This is a genomic window from Streptomyces sp. NPDC043854, from assembly GCF_056436005.1.
Genome location: NZ_JBWKDK010000065.1, coordinates 1 through 25265, shown reverse-complemented (window position 1 = coordinate 25265; position 25265 = coordinate 1). Strand labels below are relative to the sequence as shown.

General features: G+C 72.9%; 20 protein-coding genes and 2 pseudogenes. 8 read left to right on the top strand and 14 right to left on the bottom strand.

Translation table 11 applies throughout. The annotated features are described in order from the left end of the window. Positions 1–129 precede the first annotated feature (129 nt). Positions 130–822, top strand: a complete 693-nt coding sequence (locus AC068A_RS33210) for an N-acetylmuramoyl-L-alanine amidase (RefSeq protein ID WP_478589991.1) — start codon at positions 130–132, stop codon at positions 820–822. A gap of 16 nt (positions 823–838) precedes the next feature. Here AC068A_RS33210 and AC068A_RS33205 read toward each other — a convergent pair whose 3' ends face one another. Continuing rightward, the gene (locus AC068A_RS33205) at positions 839–2341 is read right to left on the bottom strand and encodes a M1 family metallopeptidase (protein ID WP_478589990.1); all 1503 of its coding nucleotides are present in this window, start codon (positions 2339–2341) and stop codon (positions 839–841) included. 262 nt (positions 2342–2603) lie between these two features. Here AC068A_RS33205 and AC068A_RS33200 point away from each other — a divergent pair, with 262 nt between their 5' ends. From AC068A_RS33200 to AC068A_RS33190, 3 genes are all read left to right on the top strand, one after another. After that, entirely contained in the window at positions 2604–6152 is a 3549-nt protein-coding gene (locus AC068A_RS33200; RefSeq protein ID WP_478589989.1) for a hypothetical protein, read from the top strand. Positions 6153–6264: 112 nt separating this feature from the next. Further along, on the top strand, positions 6265–6597 hold the full coding sequence (locus AC068A_RS33195; protein WP_478589988.1) for a hypothetical protein: 333 nt from the start codon (positions 6265–6267) through the stop codon (positions 6595–6597). Between the two features lie 115 nt (positions 6598–6712). Next, the gene (locus tag AC068A_RS33190) at positions 6713–8314 is read left to right on the top strand and encodes an NAD(P)/FAD-dependent oxidoreductase (protein WP_478589987.1); all 1602 of its coding nucleotides are present in this window, start codon (positions 6713–6715) and stop codon (positions 8312–8314) included. Positions 8315–8491: 177 nt separating this feature from the next. On the opposite strand, the gene AC068A_RS33185 is transcribed toward AC068A_RS33190, so the two are convergent. The 4 genes from AC068A_RS33185 to AC068A_RS33170 all read right to left on the bottom strand — a co-directional run bounded on the left by AC068A_RS33185 (position 8492) and on the right by AC068A_RS33170 (position 10734). Next, on the bottom strand, positions 8492–9046 hold the full coding sequence (locus tag AC068A_RS33185; RefSeq protein ID WP_478589986.1) for a DUF2690 domain-containing protein: 555 nt from the start codon (positions 9044–9046) through the stop codon (positions 8492–8494). A 115-nt stretch (positions 9047–9161) separates the two neighbouring features. Further along, positions 9162–9386, bottom strand: coding sequence for a hypothetical protein (locus AC068A_RS33180; protein WP_478589985.1), 225 nt, complete (start codon positions 9384–9386; stop codon positions 9162–9164). A 317-nt stretch (positions 9387–9703) separates the two neighbouring features. Then, positions 9704–10108: a DUF2690 domain-containing protein gene (locus AC068A_RS33175; RefSeq protein WP_478589999.1), complete on the bottom strand. Its 405-nt coding sequence runs from the start codon at positions 10106–10108 to the stop codon at positions 9704–9706. Positions 10109–10299: 191 nt separating this feature from the next. Continuing rightward, on the bottom strand, positions 10300–10734 hold the full coding sequence (locus tag AC068A_RS33170; protein ID WP_478589984.1) for a hypothetical protein: 435 nt from the start codon (positions 10732–10734) through the stop codon (positions 10300–10302). A 127-nt stretch (positions 10735–10861) separates the two neighbouring features. Here AC068A_RS33170 and AC068A_RS33165 point away from each other — a divergent pair, with 127 nt between their 5' ends. From AC068A_RS33165 to AC068A_RS33155, 3 genes and pseudogenes are all read left to right on the top strand, one after another. Next, entirely contained in the window at positions 10862–11836 is a 975-nt protein-coding gene (locus AC068A_RS33165; protein WP_478589983.1) for a GlxA family transcriptional regulator, read from the top strand. A 65-nt stretch (positions 11837–11901) separates the two neighbouring features. Next, a pseudogene (locus AC068A_RS33160) lies at positions 11902–12156 on the top strand (response regulator transcription factor); the annotation flags it as partial. Between the two features lie 185 nt (positions 12157–12341). After that, on the top strand, positions 12342–12716 hold the full coding sequence (locus tag AC068A_RS33155; protein WP_478589998.1) for a VOC family protein: 375 nt from the start codon (positions 12342–12344) through the stop codon (positions 12714–12716). Positions 12717–12893: 177 nt separating this feature from the next. On the opposite strand, the gene AC068A_RS33150 is transcribed toward AC068A_RS33155, so the two are convergent. The 3 genes and pseudogenes from AC068A_RS33150 to AC068A_RS33140 form a co-directional block, all read right to left on the bottom strand. Beyond that, the gene (locus AC068A_RS33150) at positions 12894–14105 is read right to left on the bottom strand and encodes an SMI1/KNR4 family protein (RefSeq protein WP_478589982.1); all 1212 of its coding nucleotides are present in this window, start codon (positions 14103–14105) and stop codon (positions 12894–12896) included. A gap of 346 nt (positions 14106–14451) precedes the next feature. Beyond that, positions 14452–15519, bottom strand: a complete 1068-nt coding sequence (locus tag AC068A_RS33145; RefSeq protein ID WP_478589981.1) for a beta-propeller fold lactonase family protein — start codon at positions 15517–15519, stop codon at positions 14452–14454. 142 nt (positions 15520–15661) lie between these two features. Further along, positions 15662–15845 (bottom strand): annotated as a pseudogene (locus tag AC068A_RS33140) (winged helix-turn-helix domain-containing protein); the annotation flags it as partial. 266 nt (positions 15846–16111) lie between these two features. Between AC068A_RS33140 and AC068A_RS33135 the strand changes: the two are divergent. Next, complete coding sequence (locus AC068A_RS33135; RefSeq protein ID WP_478589980.1) at positions 16112–17617, top strand: SDR family NAD(P)-dependent oxidoreductase; 1506 nt, start codon at positions 16112–16114, stop codon at positions 17615–17617. A gap of 337 nt (positions 17618–17954) precedes the next feature. On the opposite strand, the gene AC068A_RS33130 is transcribed toward AC068A_RS33135, so the two are convergent. From AC068A_RS33130 to AC068A_RS33105, 6 genes are all read right to left on the bottom strand, one after another. Next, a complete protein-coding gene (locus AC068A_RS33130) occupies positions 17955–18173 on the bottom strand; it encodes a three-helix bundle dimerization domain-containing protein (protein WP_478589979.1) in 219 nt (72 codons plus the stop codon). Between the two features lie 505 nt (positions 18174–18678). Continuing rightward, positions 18679–19614: an MBL fold metallo-hydrolase gene (locus tag AC068A_RS33125; RefSeq protein WP_478589978.1), complete on the bottom strand. Its 936-nt coding sequence runs from the start codon at positions 19612–19614 to the stop codon at positions 18679–18681. A 43-nt stretch (positions 19615–19657) separates the two neighbouring features. Next, the gene (locus AC068A_RS33120; RefSeq protein ID WP_478589977.1) at positions 19658–21919 is read right to left on the bottom strand and encodes a condensation domain-containing protein; all 2262 of its coding nucleotides are present in this window, start codon (positions 21917–21919) and stop codon (positions 19658–19660) included. Positions 21920–22294: 375 nt separating this feature from the next. Then, the gene (locus tag AC068A_RS33115; RefSeq protein WP_478589976.1) at positions 22295–23611 is read right to left on the bottom strand and encodes a beta-ketoacyl-[acyl-carrier-protein] synthase family protein; all 1317 of its coding nucleotides are present in this window, start codon (positions 23609–23611) and stop codon (positions 22295–22297) included. Between the two features lie 185 nt (positions 23612–23796). Then, complete coding sequence (locus tag AC068A_RS33110) at positions 23797–24618, bottom strand: AfsR/SARP family transcriptional regulator (protein ID WP_478589975.1); 822 nt, start codon at positions 24616–24618, stop codon at positions 23797–23799. Positions 24619–25118: 500 nt separating this feature from the next. Beyond that, the coding region (locus tag AC068A_RS33105) for a BTAD domain-containing putative transcriptional regulator (protein WP_478589997.1) at positions 25119–25265 on the bottom strand (147 nt) is incomplete at its 5' end.

The following is a 25265-nucleotide window of genomic DNA, read 5'->3' as shown; positions in this document are numbered from 1 at the left end:
GTGCTCGGCTTGCTGGGGTGCGGGCACTGGTGAAGGATCAGATTACGGGATGTGCCGCCTATTTCACGTGATGTCACGTTTCGCGGCGTGTCGTCGTCCTCTGCCTGCTCGACCTGATGAGGAGTGGCCATGGAAGACTGCCCGCTCAGCCGGCGACGGCTGTTGTGGGGTGCTGCCGGCGCGGCGGGTACGGCTCTGGCCGCTGTCGGACTGCCCCGGCTGATGGGGCCCGAGGAGAAGGCGAAGGCTGCGCGGCCGGGCCCCGTGCGCAAGGCCCCTGTCGCTGCCCCGCCGCCTGTGACCCCGCGTCGGGACCCGACGGTGGACTACGCCCCCGCCATCTGGGTCCACGCCTCCGAGTCCAACTACACACCCTCCAACCGTCCCGAGGCGTACCCCATCGAATACGTTGTCATTCACCTGACAACGGACTTCTTGCCGATCATGATCGCCACGTTCAAGGACCCCGCCGAGAGGGTGTCCGCGCACTACGTGGTCAGTGCTACCGGCACGCGGATCGCCCAGTGCGTGCGCGAGCGCGATGTCGCCTGGCACTCCGGCAACGTCTGGTACAACCACCGGAGCATCGGCATCGAGCACGAGGGCTGGATCGACCAGCCTGGTTACACCGACGAGATGTACGAGGCATCCGCCGTGCTCACGGCCACGATCTGCGCGAAGTACGACGTGCCGATCGACCGGGACCACATCCTGGGCCATGTCGAGGTCCCGCTGGCCACTCACGAGGACCCCGGGCCCGCGTGGAACTGGGACAAGTACATGAAGCTCGTCGAGACCGCCCGCCGGCGCATCAAAACCTGACACCGCGCCGACCCCGTCACGCGGGCCTGCCCTCGCCGTAGAGCCATGAGTCCCAGATCGAGTCGAGGTCCCGGCCGGCCTTGGCCTCCGCGTACGCGGTGAAGTCGGCCGTGGAGGCGTGGCCGTGGCGGTGGTGCAGGGTCCAGCCCCGCACCAGGGTACGGAAGGCCTCGTCGCCCAGGGTCTGGCGGATCTTGTGGATCACCATCGCGCCGCGCACGTACACCGGCTGGCCGGAGATGTCCGAGGCGCTCGGCGGCTCGGCGGGCGGGAAGTCCCACTCGTCGTCGTCCGCGGCCTTGGCGTGGTTGCGGTCGAAGTGCTCCTGGGCGCTGGCCCCGCCGTGGTCCTCGGTCCACAGCCACTCCGCATAGGTCGCGAAGCCCTCGCTGAGCCACATGTCCTGCCAGGTCCGCGGGGTGACGGAGTTGCCGAACCACTGGTGGGCCAGTTCGTGCACCACGTTGGTGGTGTGGAAGATGTCGGCCGGAATGGTCGGCCTGCTCTGGGTCTCCAGGGCGTAGGGCACGTCGGCCGCCTGATCGACGATCATCCCCGCGGCGGAGAAGGGGTAGGGACCGAACCTCTCCTCGGCCCATTCCATGATCTCGGGGAACCGGCCGAGGACCGCTCCGTCCTCGTCCACGCCCGCGGTCGTGTCCATCGCCGACACGACCGGCACGCCCGATCGGGTCCGGGAGGTCCTGATGTCGTAGCTGCCGATGGCCACGGTCGCCACATAGCTGGCCATGGGCTCGGCCTGGTGCCAGTGGAAGGTGGCGCGGTCGCCGCTGGTGCGCCGGGCGCGCAGCTGACCGTTGGAGATGGCCTGCACCCCCTCGGGGACCGTGACGGTGATGTCGTACGTGGCCTTGTCCGAAGGGTGGTGGTTGCCCGGGAACCAGGACATCGAGCCCGTCGGCTGACCGAACGCGACCGCTCCGTTGTCCGTCCTCAGCCAGCCCTCGCGCCACCCGTGGTCATGGGTGATCGACTCCGGCGTGCCCGCGTAGCGCACGACGCTGCGGAAGGCGGCGCCCTTCCTGAGGTGATCGCGCAGCTGAAGGGTCAGCTCCTGCCCGTCCCTGCGAACCCGCGCCGTGCGGCCGTCGACGGTGGCGCCCAGCACCTCCATGCCGAGGAGGTCGAGATTGAAGGCGCTGAGGTCCTCGGTGGCCTTCGCGGTGATCTCCGCAGTGCCCTCGAGGCGGCCGCTGCCGGGGTCGTAGGCCAGGTTCAGGGCGTAGTGGGTGACGTCGTAGCCGCCGTTGCCGAGCTCCGGGAAGTACGGGTCGCGGGCGCCTGCGGGGGCGGGGTGCCCGCCCCGGAACACCGCACCGGAAGCCCCCGCCCGAGGGGTGTCCGCGCCGGTACCGGCACCGGTACCCGCGTCTTCGCCGGTACGGGCACCCGCCCCGCCGCCGCGGCCGTCGGACGCCGAGCACGCGGGGAGTGCGGCGAGCAGGCCCGCGACCGCGAAGGCGGCCAGACGTCCGGAAGTCTTCACGCAGCCGATCATCACCCAGCCCGCGGGCGCCCCGGCCTCGCCACGCCGTGCGCATGACCTCTTCCGGCGGGCACGGCCCGGATGCCGCGGACCGGGTTGCGCCGACGGAGCACCGTGGACGGAGGCGGCAGCGCCGGGGCGCGGCGGTCGTTCAGCGCGGAGCGCGGACGGCGCGACCCGCGCAACGGAGCTCACGTCCGATGGGAGCGTCGCCCATGTGGCCGGTCCGATAACCGGTGGGGACAAGCTCACGCCATCAGGCACAATGCCCGCGATGATCTCCACTGCCGATGAGCTGCTCGCCGCCCTCGAACCCCTGCCGCACTCCGCCCGGCTCCGGTACACCGCCGTCACCGCTCACCGGCTCGCCGCCCGAGGCGGACTACGGCCCCTGCTCACCGCTCTGGACGCGCTCGGCCCGTACGAGCGCCGCCTCGCCGCGCTGGCGGCCCTGACCGCCGGCGAGCTCGGGTACCTGGCGGCCCGGCTCGCCGACTCCGACCCGGTGGTCCGCCGGTACGCGCTGCGCGGCGCCCGGCGACTGCCCGTCCCGGACGCCGCCGTCGAGGCCGCATACGACGACGCGCCCGCCGTGGTCCGCGCCGACCTCGCACGGCTGCTGCGCCACGCGCGGCGGCCCGCACTCGCCGAGCGGCTGGTGCTCCGGGTGCGCACCGAGTACGGCGACCAGGACGCGGCCCGCCTGCTGCCGGGCTGCTCGCCGGAGTTCACCGCGCGGCTGCTGCCCGAACTGGCCGGCGCGCTCGCGTTCGAGGACTGGAGCACGCTGGCCGTCCGTCATCCCGCCGCCGTCCTCGACCAGGCGGGACGGGAACTCGGCGACCTCCCCGAGCGGCTGCGCGACCGCTGGTGGAGGCAGCACGCCACCGGAATCGCCGCCGCCCTGCCCGCCGCGCCGGGGCGCGTGCTGGACCTGCTGGAGCGGTACGGCCCTGACAACCTGCCCGGTCCGGTGCACGACCGGCTGGGCGTCCTCGTCGGGGTGGACGCCGAGCGCGTCGCGCGCTGGCTCGCCGACCCCGGCCGGGCGGCCGCGCGGTGGGAACGGACACCCGGCCGGGCGGTCATGCGGCAGCTGGTGGCGGCAGACCCGCCGTCCCTGCCCGGGCTCGGGGCCCGGTGGTTCCACCGGAAGGCCTTCGGCATTCTGCTGCGGTCGATGACACCGGCGCGCCGGCCCGGCTTCGTGGACGCCGTCGTCGCCGCGGGCGATCCGCGCAGGAACGTCCGCGCGCACGAAAGGGTGCTCGCCCTGCTGCCGACCGCGGAGCGGCACGCCCGGGCCCGTGCCGCGGTCGAGGCACTCCGCGCCGAACGCCACACGGGCTGGGACCTTTGGGGCCTGCTCGCCCTGCTGCCGCCCGCCGAGGCCCGCCCCGAACTCCTGGCCGCCCTCAGTACCGGTGACGCCGAGGACCGCGGGACGATCTGGGACCGGCTGGCCGTCAATGCCGGCCACACCCGCGATCCGGAGGAGGTCGCGGAGGTTCTCGCGCTGGCTGCCGGTCGGCTGACCAACGAGCGCGACCCCGTACGCGGGGAGGCCCTGACCGCCTTCGCCGACCTGCCGGCACCGCTGCTCGTGGCGGCCCTCGCGGCCGGCGCGCCCACCGCGTCCCCCGCGGGCCGCACCGGGTCCGAATCCCTGGAACGGCTGTGCCTGGCTGCCCTGCGGGCCCGGGACTGCTCGTCCGGGACCCGGGACACGATCCGGACCCTGGCCGTGACCCTGCTCGCCGCCGCCGCGGAAGGGGCCGCAGCCGACGGCGCGGCCACCACGAACGCACCTGCCACCACGAACGCACCAGCCGGCGCCGCCACGGACGCACCTGCCAGCGCGGCCACGGCGGCCCGAGCTGCCGCCGCCAGTAGTGCCGCCGCCCTGCGGACCGCCGTACGCATCGTGGAGGCGCTGACCGCTCATACCGGCAGGGCGGAACTCGGCCGCCCGGGCGACATGCTGCGCGGCAGCGCGGCACACGCCGTGCTCGACGCACTCGGCCCGTGGCTGGACCGGGCCGCCGCCCGCGGAGACGTCGCGCCCCTGCTCGCGCTGGTCACCTCCTGCGGACACCGCGCGCACCGGATGCCGGAACTCCAGGACCGCCTCGAACAGGCCCTGCGCACCTGCCCGGACGGGGTCTTCGGTGAGGTCGCCGCGGCCTGGCTGGCCGACCCCGCGACCCGCGGCGACCGCGTGGCCGAGCTGCTGGCGCGGGAACCCTCTGCGGTCTTCCTGCCTCCGGTGCTCGCCGTGCTCGCCGCGGAACGCACCGACCTGCTGGACCGCGCCCTGCCCGAGATCCCACCCCCGGGCGGCCGGTTCCCGGCGGCCGGCACTCCCCGGCCGCTGCCTCCCTTCCGGTACGCCGACCGATGGCTGCCCCGGCAGCAGCAGGCCGCGGTCCGCCTGGCCGCGGCCGCCGTCGCCGATCCCGGCAGGGGCCTCGACGAACGTGCCGCGCTGCTCCGCGCGGTGGCCCCGGTGCCGGAGCACGGGCGGGCCCTGCTCCGGCAGTACTCCGCCCCGGCCGGCCATGCCGAGTGCGCTCTGACGGCAGCGGCTCTGGACGCGGCCGCCCACACGGACGACCCGGCCTCCGCCCTCGGCGCCCTGCTCGACCATGCCGGCGACGACCGGGCCGCGGCCGCCTGGTCCGCGGCCGGCCGCGCCGCCGCCCATGCCCGGCCCACCCGGGTCGCGGCCCTGCTCCGTGACGTCCTGAGCCGCGAGAGCGGGGTGAAGGTCACCGTCCGGAAGGCGGCCGCCCGGCTCGCCGCCCGCCACCTGCCCCCGGCCGCCGCCACCGCGCTCCTGTCCAGCGTGGGCCGCACCCCGGGCATCCATCCGGACGTGCACGCCACCGTCATCGGTGTGGCCGCGACGCTGCTGCCGGCCGAGGAGATGTGGGCCCTGCTGGAGTCGGCGGCCACCGACGGGCCGGATGCCGCCCGGCGCACGCTCCTGGACCTGAACCCGGCGGATCTGGCCCCGGCCCACCGGGCCCGATACGGGGAGCTCGTCGCCCGGCTGCCCTTCGTCGCCGAGGAACAGGCGGCGGACCAAGCCCTGTACAGCCTCCGTGACTGGGCGCAGTACACGCCCGCGGCCGGCGCGGCGCTGGCGGACGTCTACACCGACCTCGCCTCGCCACTGAGCATCTGGCGGGCGAGCCACGGGCTGACGGCGCTGGCCCAGTCCGAACTGCCCCACCCGATCGGCGGCGTGGAGCCCGGCAGCCTTCTGCACGGCGTCGTGGACCGGCTCCTGGCGCTCATCGCGGCCGGCGAACCGGAGGGCGGCGGGCGCGGTGGGGATCTGCCGGCACGCCGCCGCCTGCAATCCCTCATCGGCTCGTCGATCCGGGACCGCCGGATGTGCGCGGTCCTGGCCCGGCGGCTGACGGCCGAACCGGCGGCCACCGCCACCCGCACCGCCCTCCTCGTACGGGCGATCGACCTGGAGGCAGCCGAGCCCGACCTGCTGCTCTCGCTCCGCGAGCTGACCGCTGCGATCGAGGGCCGCCCCGTCCTCGCGGTCCGGGTGGCCGAGGACCTGGAGGAAGCACACCAGTACGGCAACCCGCTTGCCGACCCCGCCGCCGCCCTCGCCGCGGTCCGTGCCCTGAGCAGCGACGGCGGCCTCGTCGAAGGCCTCCTCGCCGTCGGCCTCGCCACGGCCCTCGGAGCCCGCCAGAACTGGCCGGACACCTGCCGCGCCGCCGTCGTCGAACTGCGCCGCCACCCGGAGCAGGAGGTCCGGGAGGCGGCGTACGCCACGGTCCTGGGCGGAACCTGGTGACGGCCTCGCGCCGACGCCGGGAAAGCCGCCCGGGAGTGATGAGTACGAGGACCGGCCGACCCTGAGTACGCCGGCGCAGGTGAACCGGCGCCGGAGCCGATTGGCTGTACCCATGCACGAGACGACCCCCGCGCCGGCCTCCGAGCGCACCACCGGGACCCGCTCCGCCGACGGGGTGTTGATGTGGGCCACGACCTTGGCAGTGGCCCTCATCCCGGTGGCATTCCTCTTCGGGGGGCTGGCCCAGATGGCCGCGGAGGTCCATCCCCGGACCGTCGCGGTCGTCACGGCCTGCTGGTGGGCGTCTTGGACGGTCACCCCGCTGCTCGCGGTGGGCTTCCGGCTGTCCCTGCGATCCCCCGCCCTGGCGAGCGCGGGCCGCTGGGCGGGGTGGATCGCACCGGTTCCACCGGCGGTCACGATCCTGCTGTCCCTTGGCCTGTAGACGGCGCCCTTGCGGCGAGACGATGCACCGTTGACCGGAGCCGATTCGTATGGCGCCCCCGCTCGTTGACCGGAAGAGGAAGCCGATCGCCCAAGACCCGCTGGAGGACCTCTTGATGGCCGATGCCGCACTGCCGGTGATTGTTCTCTCCGACTCCGACCCGCTCCGCCGGCACGAGACGGCCGAGCTGGTGCAAAGCTGGTACCGGACGTCCTTCCGCGTGCTGCAGGTCGGAGGGCCGGCGGAGGTGGTCCGCGCCCTGCGCTCGCTGGCCGACCGGAAGGTACCGGTGGCAGCCGTGCTCGCCGATGAAGCACCGGACCCGGGTGCCGCCCAGCACCCCGGTGTGCGCTGGCTGTCGCTGGCCGAGCACGGCAACGCGGAGTCCGACGTCCCCGCCGGGGCGGTCCGGAGCGACGACAACCCGGCCGAGCACCTTCGTGGCGCGCTCGACGATTCCCTGTGCACGTGGAATGCCGCACGCCACGGTGATCTGCCGACCGCCGAGGTGCGCGGGAGCCGCTTCTCACCCGCCGCTTATGCGGTGCGCGACTTCCTCGGCCGCAGCGGCGTGATCTTCCGCTGGCTGCCCGAGCAGGACGTGCGGGATGCACCGGTGACCGTCCGGCTCGGCGACGGTACCGAGATGGTGGATCCTTCGATCAGTGAGCTGGCCGAGCGGCTCGGCCTCATCCGGCCGGCCGAGCAGGACCACTACGACGTCGCCGTGATCGGTGGTGGTCCCGGAGGTCTGTCCGCGGCAGTGTACGCCGCTGCCGAGGGCATGAGCGTGGTCGTGATCGAGGACGACGCGCCCGGCGGGCAGGCGGGATCGACCTCGCGGATCGAGAACTACCTCGGTTTCCCCGTGGGCCTCACCGGTGGCGATCTCGCTCAGCGCGCCTTGCAACAGGCCCGTCGGGCCCGCGTCGAGTGGCAGCCCACCCGGGTGGCCAGTCGGGTGACCCCGACGGACACGGGTGACCACACCGTCGAGTTCGTCAAGGCGGGTACCGATGAGACGGCCTCGGTGACGGCGGCCGCGGTGGTGGTCGCCACGGGCGTGGACTGGAACCGCCTGACGGCTCCCGGCGTCGACCGCCTGCTCAACTCCGGCGTGTACTACGGCGCATGTCTGTCCGACGCCCCCTCGGCTGCCGGGGAGGACGTGTACATGGTGGGCGCGGGCAACTCCGCCGGACAGGCCGCCCTCTACTTCGCGCGCCACGCCCGCACCGTCACCTTGCTGGTACGGGGCACCGACCTCGACGCTTCCATGTCGAGCTACCTGGTGCAGCGCATCGAGCGGACTCCGAACCTGCAGGTCCTCCTGGAGACCGAGGTGGCCGAATGCCTCGGCGGACCGACCCTCACCGGGCTCAGGCTGCACCACCGCGACGGCGGCGAGCGAACGGTCTCCGCGCACTGCTTGTACGTGCTGATCGGCGGCCATCCGTCGACCGACTGGCTCGGCGGCCTGCTCAAGCTTGACGACCGCGGGTACGTCCTGACCGGAAGCGGCGGAGCCGGCCCGGGCGCGCTGCCGATGGAGACCAGCGTGCCCGGTGTGTTCGCCGTGGGGGACGTGCGCTCCGGATCCGTCAAGCGGGTCGGCGCCGCCGTGGGTGAAGGAGCCGCAGTCGCCCAGTGCCTGGTCGAGTACCGGCGGCGGCATCCCGGGCGCTTCCGGGATGCGCGAGCGGCCTGCGGCTTCTGACCGTCACCGCCCGGCTCCCGTCACCGCCCGGGCTGCCTGGCGCGGCGGCAGCTGTACTGGCTGCCGCCCGAGGCCCGCGGCAAGGGGGTCGTCCCGGCCGCGTTGCGGGCGGCGTGCCGCTGGGCGTTCCAGTGATCGCCGTGCTCGGGGCGGCCGCCAACTTGCCGGCGGCGCACGTCACCGCCAGGCTGTGGCCTCGGTGGCATGCACACAGTAGGTCTCGTAGGTGCTCTTGCCGCCCGCTTTCGGGATCGCGCAGGCTGTGACCTGAAAGTCGCCATCCGGGATGGCGACCATGTTGGTGAACTTGTCATCCCCGTACTCGACCTCTGCGGTCCTTTTCGCGCCGCCGACGACCTTCACGGTGACCAGGTCTCCGGGGTTTCCCCGCTCGATCCTCGCCCAGGCGGCCTTGCAGTCCTCGCTGCGCCGAATCTGGAGGAGGGCAGGGTTGTTGATCTCCGGTTTGAACGTTCCCGCGTCCTCTCCGCAGCCTTGGTTCTGGGGGTTCTTTCCCTCGCAGCCTTCGCCGGGGCAGGTCGGCTCATCAAGCAGGGTCTTCATCAGATGATCCCCGAGCGGGGTCACGAAGGCGGCCAGCACTGCGCCGACCATGGCGACAACCAAGGCCAACGCCGTCGTGCCGGCGAACCAGGGGCGCCTGCCCGCGGGCGCCTGCGGTGCACGGCCGGGGGGCTCCTCGGTATCGCCGTCTGTGTCACTCGTGGTCATGGATGCACAGGTTCGTCGCCCCTTGTCCCGGAAGGAAGGCGCACACACGGGGGCATGGACATCACCGAGTTCCCTGTGTGTGCGCCCCCGAGGGGACCGGCACCGGCCCTGGGGATCAGCCGCCGCCTCTGTGGAGGAAGAGGAGGAGGTCGTTCGCTTGGGCGGGGCTCAGCTCAACCGGAACGTCACGGGGAGCCGGCCTCCCCTCGGCAATGGCGAGGAGGCAGGCCTCGGCTTGTTCGGGCGGGACGCTGTCGAGGATCTCGTTGATCAGTTTCATCATCTCTTCGTCAGACAGTGATTCCGGATCGTCGGGGTTCTTCGGCTTCTTCTTGTCCATTTCCGGCCTCACCGCGTAGTCATGTGATCGAACTTGTGTGCTCTTGCCGCAGGGCGGGCGCCTGAGGTCGCCGTTGCTCCGGTGAGTGCGCCCGTCGGACCTGCACACCAGGCACGGGTCTCCGGGGTGACGGCAGAGGTGGCCGGGTGGCGATGCTGAGCAGCCCAAGCCGGCTCACTCGTCGGGGCGACGTGCCGGGGTGGGTCGCGTCCGCGTTCCACCATGGCGAATCGGCCCGCTGGAGTCACGCGACCCGCTCGCATGCCATGCGAACGAGCGAGCCCCGATGCAGCAGGCTCCGGCCCGTGGCGAGGCGATCAGTACCAGTGGGTGGTGCATTCCCACTGGCCGTCACCGAGATCCTTCTTGCACGGGCGGTACCTGTGATTCGTCCCCACCATCAGTGAGTAGGCCGGCCGATAGCGGTTGGCATCCGCGTGGAAGGACTTTCCGCCCCGGGTCTCGATCCGCCCCTGGTGCGCGTGGTCACCCCGCTCGATGATCACCCACGCAGCCCTGCACCGGTCAGAGGACCGTAATTGCACGGCGGGGCCGCCTCCCGCACGGATGGGGGTGCCGACGTCACGAGCGTCCCGGTCGCAACCGGTCGTATGCGGATTCTTGCCGTCGCAGGAAGCGGCGCGACAGCCCGCGGCGGCTTGGGACTCGGGGACGGCCGCCACACTGCTGACGATGGCAAGGGCTGCCGCAGCGGCAGTCATCCAGGCACGAATGGTCACAGACGCCTCACTTTCACTCGGCCGTTCAGCCGAAGCCGGTCAACACTGGCCTTGATAGTTCGTCGCGATCACCGGGGCCAGGCATATGACAGGCATTCACCACAAGGTGTGACGCGTGACAGGACAACCTGTTGCTCGCCGCGGTTCACCAACCAGCAGTCCCGCGACAGCCCTTATGCGAGGGTCAGGATCGCGAGCGCGCCGCCCACGTCGACGACCGCGCACCACTCCGACCAGGCCCTCGGGACGACCCGGCCCGACCGGTGGTGGAGGACGTCCCAGATCCCGTGGGCCAGCCAGCCCACGGCGACCATGCGCAGGCCCAGGGTCTCGTCGACGGCGAGGGCGAGCGCTGCCATGGCGGTGAAGCCGGCGAGGCCCGCGAGCTGGACGGCCAGGACGCGGGAGCCGCGCAGTTCGCCGCGGAACGCGCCGAAGAGCAGGTAGCACACGGGCATGACGGCGAGGAGACCGGCGAGCAGACCCACGGGCGGCACACCGTCCACGAAGGTCGCGACCACCAGGGCGACCGCGGCGAGCGTGGGCCAGCGGTGCGACAGCCGGCGCGGCAGGGTGCCCGCGGCGTCGTCGCGTACGGAGTCGGTCATCGGGGTCCTCTCTCGATGCGTGCGGCTACGCCCCCACGGTCCGGCCGGTACGGACCGCCGGGGAACGGGCTGCCGGAACGACGTCCGATCCCTTGGGGTACCCGTCCTTCCGGCATAGGGTCGCCGCATGGCGGAGCGGCTGATGGCGGTGGTCGGGTACGAGGCGGCCGAACTGCTGGACATCGCGTGTGTCACCACGCCCCTGGCCATGGCCAACGGGATCGGCGTGCCCGCCGTGCCGTACCGGGTGCGTGTGGTCGGGCCGGGCGGCGGTCCGCTGGTCTGCGGCACGGGGCTCACGCTGGGGAGCGATCAGCCGCTTGAACGGCTCGTCGGCCCGCTGGACACCCTGATCGTGTCGGGCGGGGTGGGTTTCGAGCAGGCGGCGGCCGATCCGCGGCTCGTGGGGCACGTCCGGCGGCTCGCGAAGGAGAGCCGCCGGGTGGCGTCGGTGTGCACGGGGGCGGCGGTCCTGGCCGCCGCCGGGCTGCTCGACGGGCGGCGGGCGACCACGCACTGGCGATACGCACGCCGGCTGGCCGACCAGCACCCGGAGGTCACCATCGACTCCGCGCCGATCTACGTCCGCGACGGGAACGTCTACACGGCGGCTGGGGTCACCAGCGCCCTGGACCTCACGCTCGCGTTCATCGAGGAGGACCATGGCCCCGAACTGGCCCGCCAGGTGGCCCGGGACCTGGTCGTCTATCTGCAACGGCCGGGAAACCAGGCGCAGATGAGCCTGTTCACGGCATCTCCGGCGCCGCGCGACGAACCGGTCAGGGGGCTCGTCGAGCACATCGCTGCGCACCCGAACGCCGATCTGAGCACGAAGGCGCTGGCCGCGCGGGCAGGGGTGACGCCGCGTCATCTCACCCGGCTGTTCACGGACCATCTGGGGCAGGCGCCGGGTCGGTACGTCCGGCTTGCCCGGACGGAGGCTGCGGCGCAGCTGCTCGCCTCGACCGCGCTGCCGATGGCGGCCGTGGCGGCCCGCTGCGGATTCGGCAGCGCGGAGGCGCTGCGGCAGGCGTTCTCCGGGCGGTACGGGATCTCGCCGTCGCGCTACCGGGCCGCTGCGCGGCGGGATCCGGGCCGGTGATCGGCTGGCCCCGGTCGTCGCCGGGCGGCGACCGGGCGGCACACACCCACCGTTCTCTCAACCGGCTGACGGAGCGGGAACGCGACGTGCCGGCCGGACTCGGCGCGGGGCTGTCCAACGCGGAGATCGCGAGCCGACTGCACTTGGTCGAGGGCACGGTAAAAGCACACGTCAGCGCCGTTCTCACGAAACTGGGCGCGCGCAACCGAGTGGAAGCGGCCATCGCCGCGCACGAGGCCGGCCTGATCCCGACGCGCCGCGGCAGACGCGTGCCCCTTGCCACGAGCCGGTGGGATGAGAGACACGCGGGCCGCCGTTGACAAGGCGAAAACGGGTCTCTCAGGTGGGTGGCCCGCCATGACCGAGCACCACTCGACACACGGCAGCTCAGCGGCAGCCCGGCGGCGGAACGGCGTACTGCCGCGCGCATGCCCGCTGCGGCAGCGGGTACGACCTTTCCGTACGGGACGGTGCGGAAGCGGCCGAGGAACGCGGGGTGTCGGAAGTGATTCGAAAACTGCAGGCGGTCGCACTGGACTGCGCCGATCCGGTACGGCTTGCGGAGTTCTACGCGGACCTGCTCGGCGGCCGCGTGGTCGCGGACCCGGAGGATCCCGACTGGGTCGAGGTGCACGGGTTCGAGGGAACGCCGCTTGCCTGCCAGCGGGTGGACGGCTACCGGCCGCCCGAGTGGCCCGGCCAGCAGCGCCCGCAGCAGCTCCACCTGGACTTCGACGTGGACGACCTCGACGGGGAGGAGAAGCGGGCACTCGCCCTCGGCGCGACCGTGCTGGAGCGGACGGACCACCTCCGCCCGGGGGCCAACTGGCGGATCTACGCGGACCCGGCCGGCCATCCGTTCTGCCTCTGCCTCCACTGAGTCCACCGTGCTCACCGCAGCCACTGAGGCTGCACTCACCGCCCGCTCCCACCACCGAAGTCAGGTGCTCGACGATCTCCGCCTCGGTGAGCGAGGCCGAGTGTTCCAGCAGCCAGGAGGTGAGGTCACGCCCGGGGACGACCCGCTTGCGGTCGACGAGTGCTCCAGATATAGATCTCACCAATATGCGTGGGTGTCCCAGGCACTGAACCCGGCGAATTCCACGGGGTCGTCGCTTGGGTCGAGGCCCGGCAGACCCTCAGTCGTGAGGGTGCCGCGCTGCCAGGCGAGCAGGGTGTCGATCAGCCGGCCCTCCAGCGGCGGCCCCTGCGGGGCGTGGCGGGGCCAGACGACCAGCGGCCAGGTGTCGGGGCTGTCGCCTTCGGTGAGCCAGCCGAGGTGGTCGCCATCGATGGAGTTGGCGAAGGGGAGGAAGCCGCCCGGCTCGGGCCACACCGCCAACGGGTACCAGTCCGGATGGGAGTCCCTGAGCTGCCGGTAGCCGTCGAGGACCTCTTCGACACCAGTGACGAAACGCCGCTCGTGGTCGGAGGTCCGCAGGGGGGTGAGGAAGCGCAGCCACCCACTCCAACTGCCCGCCCCGTACCGCTCCATGAGCACGACGTACTCCTGCGGCAGAACGGTTCCGAGCTCCGCGAAGAGCGCCTCCCAGCTGCCCCCGCCCAGATACGGCTCGGCGGGCGGAGGAGACAACAGCTCCAGGGCCGCCAGGCCGGTGCCGGTCTGCAGGGCGACGCGCCGCTGCGCTTCGGTCAGGCGCGGGATGGCGGGCGCCGGAGGTGTCCAGGGCTGGGCGTCGGGCAGGAACGCGGTGCGGGCGAGCGAACCGGGCAGCGGGCCCAGCAGCGGGCCGGGCGGCGAAGGGAGTTCCCAGCTGTCACGGACGGTGTGTCTCAGATACTCGGTCAGTGTGAGGTCGTAGGCGTGCCAGACGCGCAGGCCGCTGCCCGGGATGGCGCCACTGTGGTGTACCACCACACCCCAAGAGTCGGGGTCGGCGGAGCGGGAGGTATCCCAGAACAGCACATCGCCACCGCGGCTCTCGCCCCAGGCAAGCAGCCCTCCGGGCTCGGGGTGAACGGTGTACTGCTCCTGTTCGGGCAGATCGCGCAGTTCGATGCGGGCGGTGCGGTGAGTGTCGCGCAGCCAGGTGCCGTAGTCGAACCTGCCGGCCTCGACACAAGGCGTATGGATCCAGACATACTCGCCGAAATCCACGGGACCGCACGCGTCCGCAAGCTGCTTGAAGTCTGACGGCAGACCAGCGGCGAGACCGAGCCATGCCTCAATCGCCGGCCAGTCGGTGGCGACGGGAGAGGGCGGACGCTCGGAGTCGACCGTGGTGAAGTCGGTTATACCCAGATTCATGATCCCCGATGCTATCCAGCGGTCCGATGGGGCTCGCTGATCCACGCGCTGGGGCAGCGAGCCGGGGCGGCGGCCGCCCAGAACGTGGCGGCGTAGGCCAGTCAGCGCGCACTGGTCAGGCCGTACCTCAAACGGATCCCGTCGATCAGCCTGCCGCGGCATACCGGCGGCCTGCCCTCACCGCAACCGGTGACAGCGGCTCCAGCACCGCCCACTGCCCGCGGATCGGCGTGCCGGGCCTCCAACTACCGGGCCAAGACCAGCCGCCACCGCGACTGGTCCCAGCCCACCCGACCCCCAGCCGGGGCCATTGCGATCCTGCCGCCATAGCTCAACGGCATTGGGCCTAGCCGACGACCGCGATGCCGAAGGGGCCGGCGCCGACGCTGATCGTGGCGTACACGGTGCCGTCTCCGGTGTTGATCACGGATACCGAGTTGTCGGAGAAGTTGGCCACGTAGGCGCGGGGGCGACGCTGTTCCACGGCCACCCTCTGCGGCCCGTCGCCGACGCCGAAGGTGCCGGTCACCTGGTTGTTCCTGGTGCTGATCACCGACACGTCGTCGTCGCCGGTGTTGGGTACGACGGCGCGGGAACGGCGCTGGTCCACCGCCACCCCCTGCGGGAGGTCGCCGACGGTGATCTGGGACGGGAACACCTGGTTGGTGTTGGTGTCGATCACCGACACGTTGTCGCCGTTGAGGTTGGGCACGTAGAGGCGCGCACGGCGCCGGTCCTCCGCCACCCCGGTGGGTCCGTCGCCGACGTTGGGGATGGTCAGGGCCACCTGGTCGGTGTTGGTGTTGATCACCGTGACGTCGTCCGAGTTGAAGTTGGCCACGTAGGCGCGTGCGGTGGCCGGGTTCACCTCGATCGCGGTCGGCCCGTCGCCGACGTTGAGGGCATCGATCACCTGGTTGGTGTCGGTGTCGATCACCGAGACGGTGTCGACGTTGCTGTCGGCCGTGTAGGCGCGGTCGCGCAGCGTGTCCAGCGCGATCGCGCTCGCGCCGTTGCCGGCGGGGAGGGGGATGGTCAGGGTCACCTGGTTGGTGGTGGTGTCGATCACCGACACGCTGCTGGGGAAGCCGCCGTTCGCGACGTAGGCGAGGGCGCGTTCCTCGTCCACCGCCACCCCCTGCGGCGCGTCCCCGACGTTGATGGTCGCGATCACCTGATTGGTTCTGATGTTGATCACTGACACGGTGTCGTCGTCGCGGTTGGCCACGTAGGCACGGTCGTTGGGCTGTTGCTGCTGGGTCGCCGCCGAGGCCTGCGGGGTGACGCCGGGCAGCAGTGCTGTGCACAGGGCGACGCCGGCGATCCACGCGTGCGGCTTGCGGCGCGTCCGGTTCGGCTTCCTGTGCGCACGTCCGTCGGGAGCGGGGGCGCGATCGTCCGGGGTGGTGTCCATGTGCTTCTCCTGACTGGCCACCGCGCCTCGTCCGTGACGGGCTGTGAGGTGGGTGCGGTCGATGAGGGCTGGCGAGTGACGCTCCGTCGATAATCGGCCACTACCGTCATCTTTAGGGGGATTTAGGCGGGCAAGCCGGAGAGCGTCGGCCGAAGGGGTGGCCGCCTGGGCCACGGCTACACAGATGTAGCCCCAGCAGGCCGCCCGGGCTCGTTTACCTCGTCCCAGGCCGCCTCCCGCCACGCGGTGACGGCCTGCTCGTCGCGCTCGGCGACCCGCCGCGCGGGGACCTGTGGGCTGAAGCCGAGCCGGCAAATCAGCCTCGTCGGTAAATGACAAGCTGAGGGCCCGGGGGAGGGAGGCGGGAAACGCCGGGGGGTCCGCCCGTCGACCAGGGCGGAGGAGGAACGGCCGATCGCTCGGCCGGCCAAGTAGTCCGCGACTGGGGCCACATCGGAACGAAATGTGAGTGACGGATGTCGGAGCAGTCCTGCATCATGGGCGGTCATCGTTGCATTGACACGCTCACATGTTCGAGTAAGGAATCTTGGTGCAGACAGCTGTTTCGGTTACTCACGCCGCAGGTACGCCGATGAACAGTGAGCTCATACAGACCTGTCTGGACCTGCTGCACCAGGCACAACAACTACCGGTGGATGATGCTCAGCGCCGTCTGCTGGAAAAGGCCGCCGCGGCGTTCGTCCGCGACGGACGGCATCGACGCCGCGCTCAGGCCCGCGCGGCTCGGGCAGCAGCCGATGCGGAACTGCTCGCCGCCACTGCGACCGGCGCCCCCGACCGCACCATGGACGCCGCGCTGCCCACCAACACCCGCACCGGGCAGGGCCTGACCGTTCGGGATTACATCCAGCTTCAGCCCGGCCCGGGTGCAAAGCGCCGGTCGCCGGATACCACCCCGGACAGCGGCGAGCCGCTCAAGCTGCTGAATCGCCCGCAGCGCTGCTACGTGTGCAAGAACCACTACCGGCAGGTCCACCACTTCTACCACCGGCTGTGTCTCCAGTGCGCCGACGACAACTTCACCCGGCGCACGGCCCGCACCGACCTGACCGGCCGCCGTGCGCTGTTGACCGGCGGACGCGTCAAGATCGGCTACCAGGCCGCTCTGATGCTCCTGCGCGACGGGGCCGAGCTCACCGTGACCACCCGCTTCCCCCGCGATGCGGTACGCCGCTTCGCCGCAGCGCCCGGTGCCGCCGACTGGTGGCATCGGCTGCGGATCGCCGCCTTGGACCTGCGTGACCCCCGGCAGGTCCTCGCCTTCACCGACGAACTGCTCTCCCAGGGCCTGCCCCTGGACATTCTGATCAACAACGCGGCCCAGACCCTGCGCCGCTCTCCGCAGGCCTACAGCGCACTGGTCGCCGCCGAGACCACCACCGAGGCGTCATTCCCCACGGCTCAGATCTGGACTGCTCCAGGATTCCTCCCGCCCGGCCCCCGTACCGCGCCCCTGCCATGGACGACAGAACTCACCCCCCGGTCCGAGTCGCACCACACCCTGGCCGCCACCCCACACACAGCCGCCCGATCGGTTGCCGCGCCGCTGCCGCCGGACACGGTTGACGAGGCGGGCCTGCTGACCGAGACGGCCGCCACCAACTCCTGGACGCTGCGGTTGGGCCAAGTCGACCCGGTCGAGCTGCTGGAAGTCCAGCTGGTCAACACGATCGCGCCGTTCCTGCTCGCCGACCGCCTGCTGCCCCTGTTGGATGCCTCCCCGCACCCACAGCGCTACCTGATCAACGTCTCCGCCGTCGAGGGCCAGTTCACTGTCCGCAACAAGACCAGCGACCACCCGCACACCAACATGGCCAAGGCAGCCCTGAACATGCTCACTCGCACCAGCGCTGCCGACCTGGCGTCCCGCGGCATTCACACCTGCAGTGTCGACACCGGCTGGGTCACCGACGAGAAACCCCTTCCCGCGCGGGAGCGGCACGCCGCCACCGGATGGCGTCCGCCGCTGGACATCGTCGACGGCGCGGCCCGCGTCTACCACCCCATCGTGCAAGGACAGGCGGGCGCACCCATCCACGGCGTCCTCCTCAAGGACTACCAGCACGTCGCATGGTGACCTATCCCGAAGTCCACGCGAGCCGCACGCCAGCCCCCTGATTTCACCTCGCAATGTGTCTGGTGCTGCGGGCCGGTGCCAGCCGGTCCTGCTGCTCGGGCCGGCAGGGAAGCCTCCCTGCCGGTCCGAGCAAAACACCGACTCCATGCGGGTTCGCGCCGAGACGCGGATCACCGCACCCTCGTCCACCACATCCTCGACGACCAGTGCCGACAATCCCGAAAGTACGCTGGTCAAGGGCGGGCGGGATCGGCGATTGGGCTCCCGGACTGCCGTCCCGCCAGGTCACGTCCTGGGGACCGAGACCGCGGTCCGTTGCGCTGGGGATCCGTGCCTATCACGTACTGGGTTCTGTCTGGGCGTCGGAGGGCAGGAGGTCCTTGGCCCTGCGCTCTATCAGGATTGGCAGGTAGGTACGCACACGTGCGTATCTGAGTTCTTCGTACGCTGTCCGTACCGAGCTTTGCACCAGGCCGGCGTCCAGTTGAGGGTGCGCCCTCATCAGCCGCTCGGCGACGTGGCGGATGGTAAGGGCATCCTCCGATGCAGCCACCATGCACCTCAGCCTTCCTTCGGGATCGCCTTTCCTCAGTTTCGCGGAGCGGTCTTCGGCCGGGAAGCCGATCTTTCGCCGCTCTGCGCGGCCGTCGTCAGGTCCGCGGCTTTGGCTCCCAGTCGTACGCCGGCATTGTCCACGACCGCGTCGCCGCCTGCCGCAGCGCTCACACCGGCCGGCTGAACTGCCCGGTCGCACTCCTGCCGAACCCGTTTGTAACGTTCGGCCGTTCGGCGGCACTGACGGGTATGAGCCATGACGACCCGCGTGCGCTGTTCCTCAACTGCGCGCTGAAGAAGAGCCCGGAGCGGAGCCATACGCAGGGCCTGATCGACCTCAGCTCGCGGATCACGGAGAAGCAGGGCGTGCAGGTCGAGCACCTGCGGCCGATCGACCATGAGAGCGCCACCGGGGTGTGGCCGGACATGACCGAGCACGGCTGGGAGCGCGACGCCTGGCCGTCGATCGCACATCGAAGCTCGGAGCTCGGGCCTGAAGGGTGGGGTCAGGCGTGGCAGGCGGGCAGCCCCCCGTGGAACTCGACCATCTCCCCGAACAGCGCGGCCACGTCCAGGGGGTGGCCGGGCGCCGCACCGTCGAGTTCGGCGTACGCCCGGTACAGGTTCGGCAGCAGCCTCTCGGCGTCCGGCAGCGCCGCGAAGGGCCCTTCCCCGGCGAGCTCCGCGGCCAGCTGCCGGGGCGTCAGGCCCGCCGCACGCCCACGTCCGGCGCACTCCTCCAGCCAGCGGAAGTACGCCTCGTTGGCGTCGAGCAGCTCGGGGCCGCCGATCGGGCCGTGGCCGGGGACGACGGTCTCTGCCCCGAGGGCGCGCAGCCGCCCCACGGCAGCCAGCGAACCAGAGACGGAGCCCATCAGGCAGAACGGCGTGGTCCCCGACATCAGCACGTCTCCGGCGAAGAGCACGCGCTGTTCGGGCAGCCAGATGACGGTGTCGTCGGTGGTGTGCGCGGCCGGGCCCAGGTGCAGGAGTTCGGCCTGCACCGCGCCGATGTGCAGCGTCATCCGGTCCCGGTACGTCACGTCGGGCAGGGCGAGCTCCAGCGCTCCCCAGCAGACCTCCGGCCACAGGCTCGTCAGGTGGAGGCCGGCCAGCTCCATCATCGTCCGGGTCCGCTCGTGGGCGATCACCACGGCTTCGGGGAAGAGGTGGTTGCCGAAGGTGTGGTCGCCGTGGAAGTGCGTGTTGACCAGCGCGCGCGGCGCGGCTCCGGCCAGTCGCAGCACCTGAGCCCGCAGGTCCCGGGCGCGCCGTTCGGTGGCGACGGTGTCCACGAGCAGGCTCCGCCCTCCGGCTCCGACCACCAGGCCCGCGTTGTTCAGGCACCAGCCGCCGTCGCCCTGCACGTAGGCGTACACGCCGTCGGCGACCTCGGTGACGGTGCCGAATCCGGGGGCGGCGGAGCCGGGGGCGCCCGTCACGGCCCCCGTCACAGCGCCCGTGCCGTAACGCTGCGGTGCTTCGTCATCGGTACTCCTCGGGTGTGGTGGGGTGTGGTGGCGGGACGGCGGCGCAGCGGGGCCGGCCGGCCGCCGAACCGAGCACCCCGGCGAGGGCCACGGCCCCGCCGGATCCGCTGTCGGCGCGGCCGCCGACGGCGACCAGCGGCGGGGGGAAGCCGTGCGCACCGATCAGTTCGGCGATCTCGTACGCGAGGGCGCCGGCCCCGGCGAAGCCGCCCAGCAGCAGGGGCTCCTGCGCCGCCAGCACCGGCCGCAGCGCGGTCAGGAAGTCCCCCGCGGCGGCGGGCGCAGCCAGCGTGGCCAGCGCCTCCGGCCCGGTCAGCAGCGCCGCCAGGGGCTCGTAGCAGTCGCCGGGCGCGTCCGGCGGCGGCACCAGGCAGATGGTGCCCGCGCCCAGCCGCGCCCGGCCGCGGAGCATGCGCAGCGCGTCCGGCGGCCTGACCCCGACCGGCGGCACCCGGGCCCCGGCCAGCAGGCGCAGCGCCTGCGCGACGGTGGTGGACTCGCCCGCCTCCAGCGGAAGGCCCCGCAGCAGCACCGCGGTCTGCTCCAGGACCAGCGCGGCCGCTTCCCCGGACAACCGGCTCCGGTCGTGGAAGGCCGTGAGCAGCAGCGAGCCGTCCGGCCCGTGCTCGGCGGCGAGGGTCAGGGGAACGGCCGTGTCGGGGCCGACGCACTCGACGGGCCCGAGCCGTGCGCCCTCGGCGGCGAGGTCCGCCAGATGGGGGGAAGCGCTGCCGTCCCGGTCGTGCGGCGGGGGCTCGAAGACGAGCAGGGAATCGGTGGCCACCCCGTGGGGGGACCCGTTCGCCCACCCCCGGATCTGGCCCGCCGACACCCACTCGTAGGCGGCCGCGCCCAGGGCGTGCCCGGTCAGCTGCTCCAGCAGGCCCGGCACGGTCGCGGCCGGGTCGACGACGACGTGGACCGGCAGCGGGTTCCGCAGCGGCGCGGGGAGTGCCTCGGCCCCTTCGAGGGCGATGCCGCGGCCCGACACGGTGACGGCGAACGCCACGGAGCACGGCCGGCAGTTCGCGTCGGCGGTTGCTCGGTAGAGCTGGAGCGCCCAGGCGGCCTGGAGCGCGGTGCTCTCACCGGCCCCCCACCGGGCGGCCCACTCCCGCAGCCGCGCGGCCTCCGGCGGGCCGAGGGTCCGGTGGACGCGCCCGTGGCCCGGCTCCCCGCTCGCGAGGGCGGCGGGCCGCCCGGGCAGGGTCACGGCACCGGCCGTCGGCCCGGCCGCCTGCCAGAACGCGCGGGCGGGCGCGACGTCCTGACCGGACAGCCAGTACAGGTGGTCGCGTACGTCGGGACGGCGCGCCCCGCCGGTGCCGCGGCCGTCGGCGGCGTACGCCCGGTGGAAGGCGCCCAGCAGCAGGCGGACGCTGCGCCGGTCCAGGAGCGCCTGGTGGTAGGTGAGCAGTACGCGGGTGGCGCCCTCGAGGACCGTGCCCGGCCCGTCGCGGCCGTCGGACCCGGCCCCGGTCCCTGCGCCGCCGTGGCGGGCTGGCGGCCCTTCGAGGAGCGCGATGCGCAGCGGGCCGGGACGGCGCAGGTCGAAGGGCCGGGCCCGCTCGGCAGCGAGCAGGGTCTGCCAGCCGACGCTGCCGGCCGCATGGCGGCGGATCTCGGGTACGGCGCGGGGGTGGACGGCGATCCGGGGTCCGGCGTCCCGTACGGGGGGTGCGAGGGCCGCGCGCAGCACGGCCTCGCGGTCGGCGACGGCCTCCCAGGCCGCCGCGAACCGCTCCGTGTCGAGGAGGCCTTCCCAACGCCAGTGCAGCTGCTCGACGTGGAGCGCGGCGCCGGGACGGGTCAGGACGTCGAGCAGGATGTCCCGCTGCAGCGGCGAGGCCGGGGCGAGGGCCGTGCCGGGGGGCCGCTCCGGCACGGCGGCGTGGCCGCCCGCCGGGTCCGTCCCGCCGGGAGCCACAGGCCCGGGCCCGGGCGGCACGGTGGACGTCCGCCACGCCCCGGGCGCCTCGGGCTCCGCCGACTGTGCCGACTCCGCCGACTGCGGCGGCTGCGGCGGCTGCGCGTCCCCGGTCGGCGCCTGCGCGAGCAGGTCGGCCAGGGCACCCGCGGGGAAGGGGGAGTGCGGCAGCCGCAGGGTGTGGTGGGTCTCGGTGTGCCGCTGGAGCGTGGGCGCGCACGGGGGCAGCACCGCCAGGGCATCCCGCAGCGCCCCGGGGGCGAGCGGCCCGTGGAGGTCGAGCTCCGGCGGCGACCCGGAAGCCACGATCACCGACAGGGACACGGCCATCTGCTCCCTCCTTGGGCAGCTCCGTACGGCAGGCGAAAGGGTGACGAGCATGTCCCCGCCCGCCACGCACCGCTGACACGGCGCTGACACGGCCCCGCCCGGCCCCGCCCGCCTCAAGCAGCCCTGGACAAAACCCCCAGCGACCGGCCGGGCCGGTCACAGGGTGCCGACGGAGGACTCGGCGTTGCGGCGGCCGAGGTTCGGGCTCGGGGCGCGGCGCGGCGCGGCGGGGCGGGGCGGGGGCGGGGGCGGGGAGCTGCCCGCGCCAAGCCGCAGGCGGCCGCGGTCGCGCGCCCGGCCGAGGGGGGGTGCCGCGGTCGGGCGCGCCGGGTGCCGTGGGCGAAGGCGGGTCCGGCCCGCTGACGGGCCGACTCCTCATGCCGGGCTGCCGGCGCTGCCGGCCCCTTCCGGCCGGGTCAGCACGAGAGCGCTCTGAAATCCGCCGAAACCGCTTCCCAGGGCCAGGACGGAACGGACCTCCTGGGGGCGGGCGTTCAGCGGCACGTAGTCCAGGTCGCACTCCGGATCCGGAACGCTCAGGTTGGCGGTCGGCGGCACGAGCGCGTGCCGGATCGCCAGGGCGCCCGCGACGGCCTGGAAGGCCCCCACCGCACCGAACGGGTAGCCGGTCATCGAGGTCAGCGCCGTCACCGGCACCCCGTACGCCCGGGGGCCCAGGGCCGCCTTGATCGCCGCGGTCTCGTGCCGGTCGCCCTGCCGGGTCGCCGCACCGTGCGCGCTGACGCAGTCGACGTCCCCCGGCGCCAGCCGGGCCTCGGCCAGCGCGGCCAGCGCGGCCGCCGCCAGCGGCTGCCCGTCGGGCCTCAGCGCGGTCATGTGGGCGGCGCCCGCCCGGGTCGCGTGGCCGGCGAGCTCCGCGTAGACCCGCGCCCCGCGGCGGCGGGCCCGTTCCCACTCCTCCAGGACGAGGACGCCCGCCCCCTCGCCCACGACGAAGCCGTCACGGGTGCGGTCGAAGGGCCGATGGGCGCCGGCCGGCTCGTCATTGCGGCGGGAGCTGATCCGCAGTGTGTCGCAGCAGGCCAGCACGAGCGGCGTGAGGGGGGCCTCGGCGGCTCCGGCCAGCATGACGTCGGCTCTGCCCTCGCGGATCAGGTCGGCGGCGTTGCCGAGCGCGTCGAGGCCGGAGGTGCAGCCGCTCGAGACCAGCGAGACGGGGCCGCGGGCGCCCGCGGCGCGGGCCACCTGCGCGGCCACGGAGCTGGGCACGCAGTACTCGTACAGCTGGGGCACGGTCCGGTCGTGGTGCACGAGCCGACGGGCGCCGGCGTCGCTCGCGACGGCGTACTCCACCGCCTGTTCGCCGATACAGCCCAGCGCGCTGCCCAGGCAGACCCCGGTGCGCTCCGGTTCCGGTTCCGGTCCGCCCGGCTGCCCGCTGTCGGCCAGCGCCTCACGGGCCGCGGCCAGCGCGAACCGCGCGACCCGTGCCGGTTCGAGGCCCGTGCTTGCGCACGCGTTCCCGTACGCGCCCCCGCGCTCTCCGCCCCCGCCCCTGCGCCCGACCTCGACCTCGGCCTCGGCGGCCACGCGGGAGCGGAACGGCCGCCCGTCGACGACCGTGAGGGCACCGGTCGCCGAGCGCCCGGAGAGCAGCATCGACCAGAAGCCGTTCGCACCGCCCCCGCCCGGGGCGACCACCCCGACACCGGTGATGGCCACCCGCCTCACCGTCCGGACCGCCTCATGCCCTGTACCTCCTCCGCACGACAACCACCCCACCCTTACCAGCGGATCCCGATGCGCGCGCGGACACCGGACCTCCGTGGCCGGATCTCGCCTGCGTTCGGGGCGACGGGATCCGGTCCGGTCGGAGAGGGGCAGCGGCCCGCCTCCGCCCGGCTCTCCGATGCCGTTCAGGCCGCGTACAGGTCGAACGTGGAGCCGCGCCGGGGGCCCGCGGCCACGTCCAGCGCGGGGTCGACGGCCAGCATCGCCTGGTGCAGGCGCTGCAGCTGCGGCGAGGGCTCGACGCCCAGCTCCTCGATCAGGCGCTGGCGCAGCCGCCGGTAGACGTCCAGCGCGGTGGCCTGCCGACCGGACCGGTAGAGGGCGACCATGGCCTGCGAGTGCAGGCCCTCGTGCTGCGGGTGCCGAGCGATCAGCTGGGTGAGCTCGGCGAGGAGTTCGGTGTGCCGTCCCAGTCTCAGGTCGGCGTCGATGCGCCGTTCCACGGTCACGAGCCGACTCTCCTCCAGCCTCATGACCTCGATGTCCAGGATCGGACCCACGCGGACGTCGACGAGCGCCGGGCCCTGCCAGAGCGCCAGCGCCTGCCGCAGCCGCAGTGCCGCCCGCTCGTCCTCGCCCTGGTCGAAAGCCCCCTGACCCTCCGCCACCAGGCGCTCGTACTCGTGTACGTCCACGCTCTCCCGCGGTATCTGCAGCAGATAACCGCCGTGGCGGGTGGCCAGCACCTCCTTGGCCCCGCCGGGATCGCCCGGCCCCATGGCCGTGCCCAGCCGTCTGCGCAGCTGGAGGATGTAGGTCTGCAGGGTGGTGAGCGCGCTTTGGGGGAGATCCGTGCCCCAGATCTCCTCCATGAGTGTCGGCACGGGCATCATCCGCCCCGGGTAGAGAGCGAGCAGCGCCAGGATCTGGCGCGGCTTCGCCGCAGTCGGAACAATCGAGCCCCCGTTGACCTCGGCGTTCAACGGACCCAGAACCTGAATCTTCACGGTTTCCTCCGTACCTCGTCGAGTTCCATCGATTTCAAGCCTTCGACTTCGGCACGGTAGCGGGGTACCGGACAGCGTCCTGAAAAGCTCGAGCCCCTGTCGAGCAGCCTTCCGATTCCCGCATCTCCGGGTGCTCGCATGCTGATGGCCGAGTCGAGACACAAGAAGCCGGAGAGCGGCCACCGCTGCCAAGCCGTCCCCCGAGGCCGTCTCAGAGCTGGCCAACCTGCTCGCACCGGGCAGCCTGCACCGGTGAGCGCTTCACGGGGACGTCTCCCCGGTCAGCGGCACACCGGTGGGCGCGTTCAGACGGGCGCCGTCACCCCTTGGGTGGTGGCGGGTTCGCGGGTGCCCGTCCGCCGGGGCTCGGGGCGCCAGGAGGCGACCAGGGCGGCGGCGGGTCGAAGGGCCGGCCGCCGCCCTGGAGCAGGTAGCCGCCGGCGACCAGCAGGGCGCCAAGCCCCCCGCTCGGCCCACGCGCGCGAGCGCGCTCGAGGCGTTCAGCCCACGTGCACGAGGCGGCCGGCCGGGGCTTCCGGCGCCATGGGGGTTTCGGGGCCGGCCATGAGGATGGAGCGCTGGAGGCGGCGCAGGGCGGCCGAGGGCTCCAGGCCGATTTCGCGCACGAGGGTGGTGCGCAGGCGCTG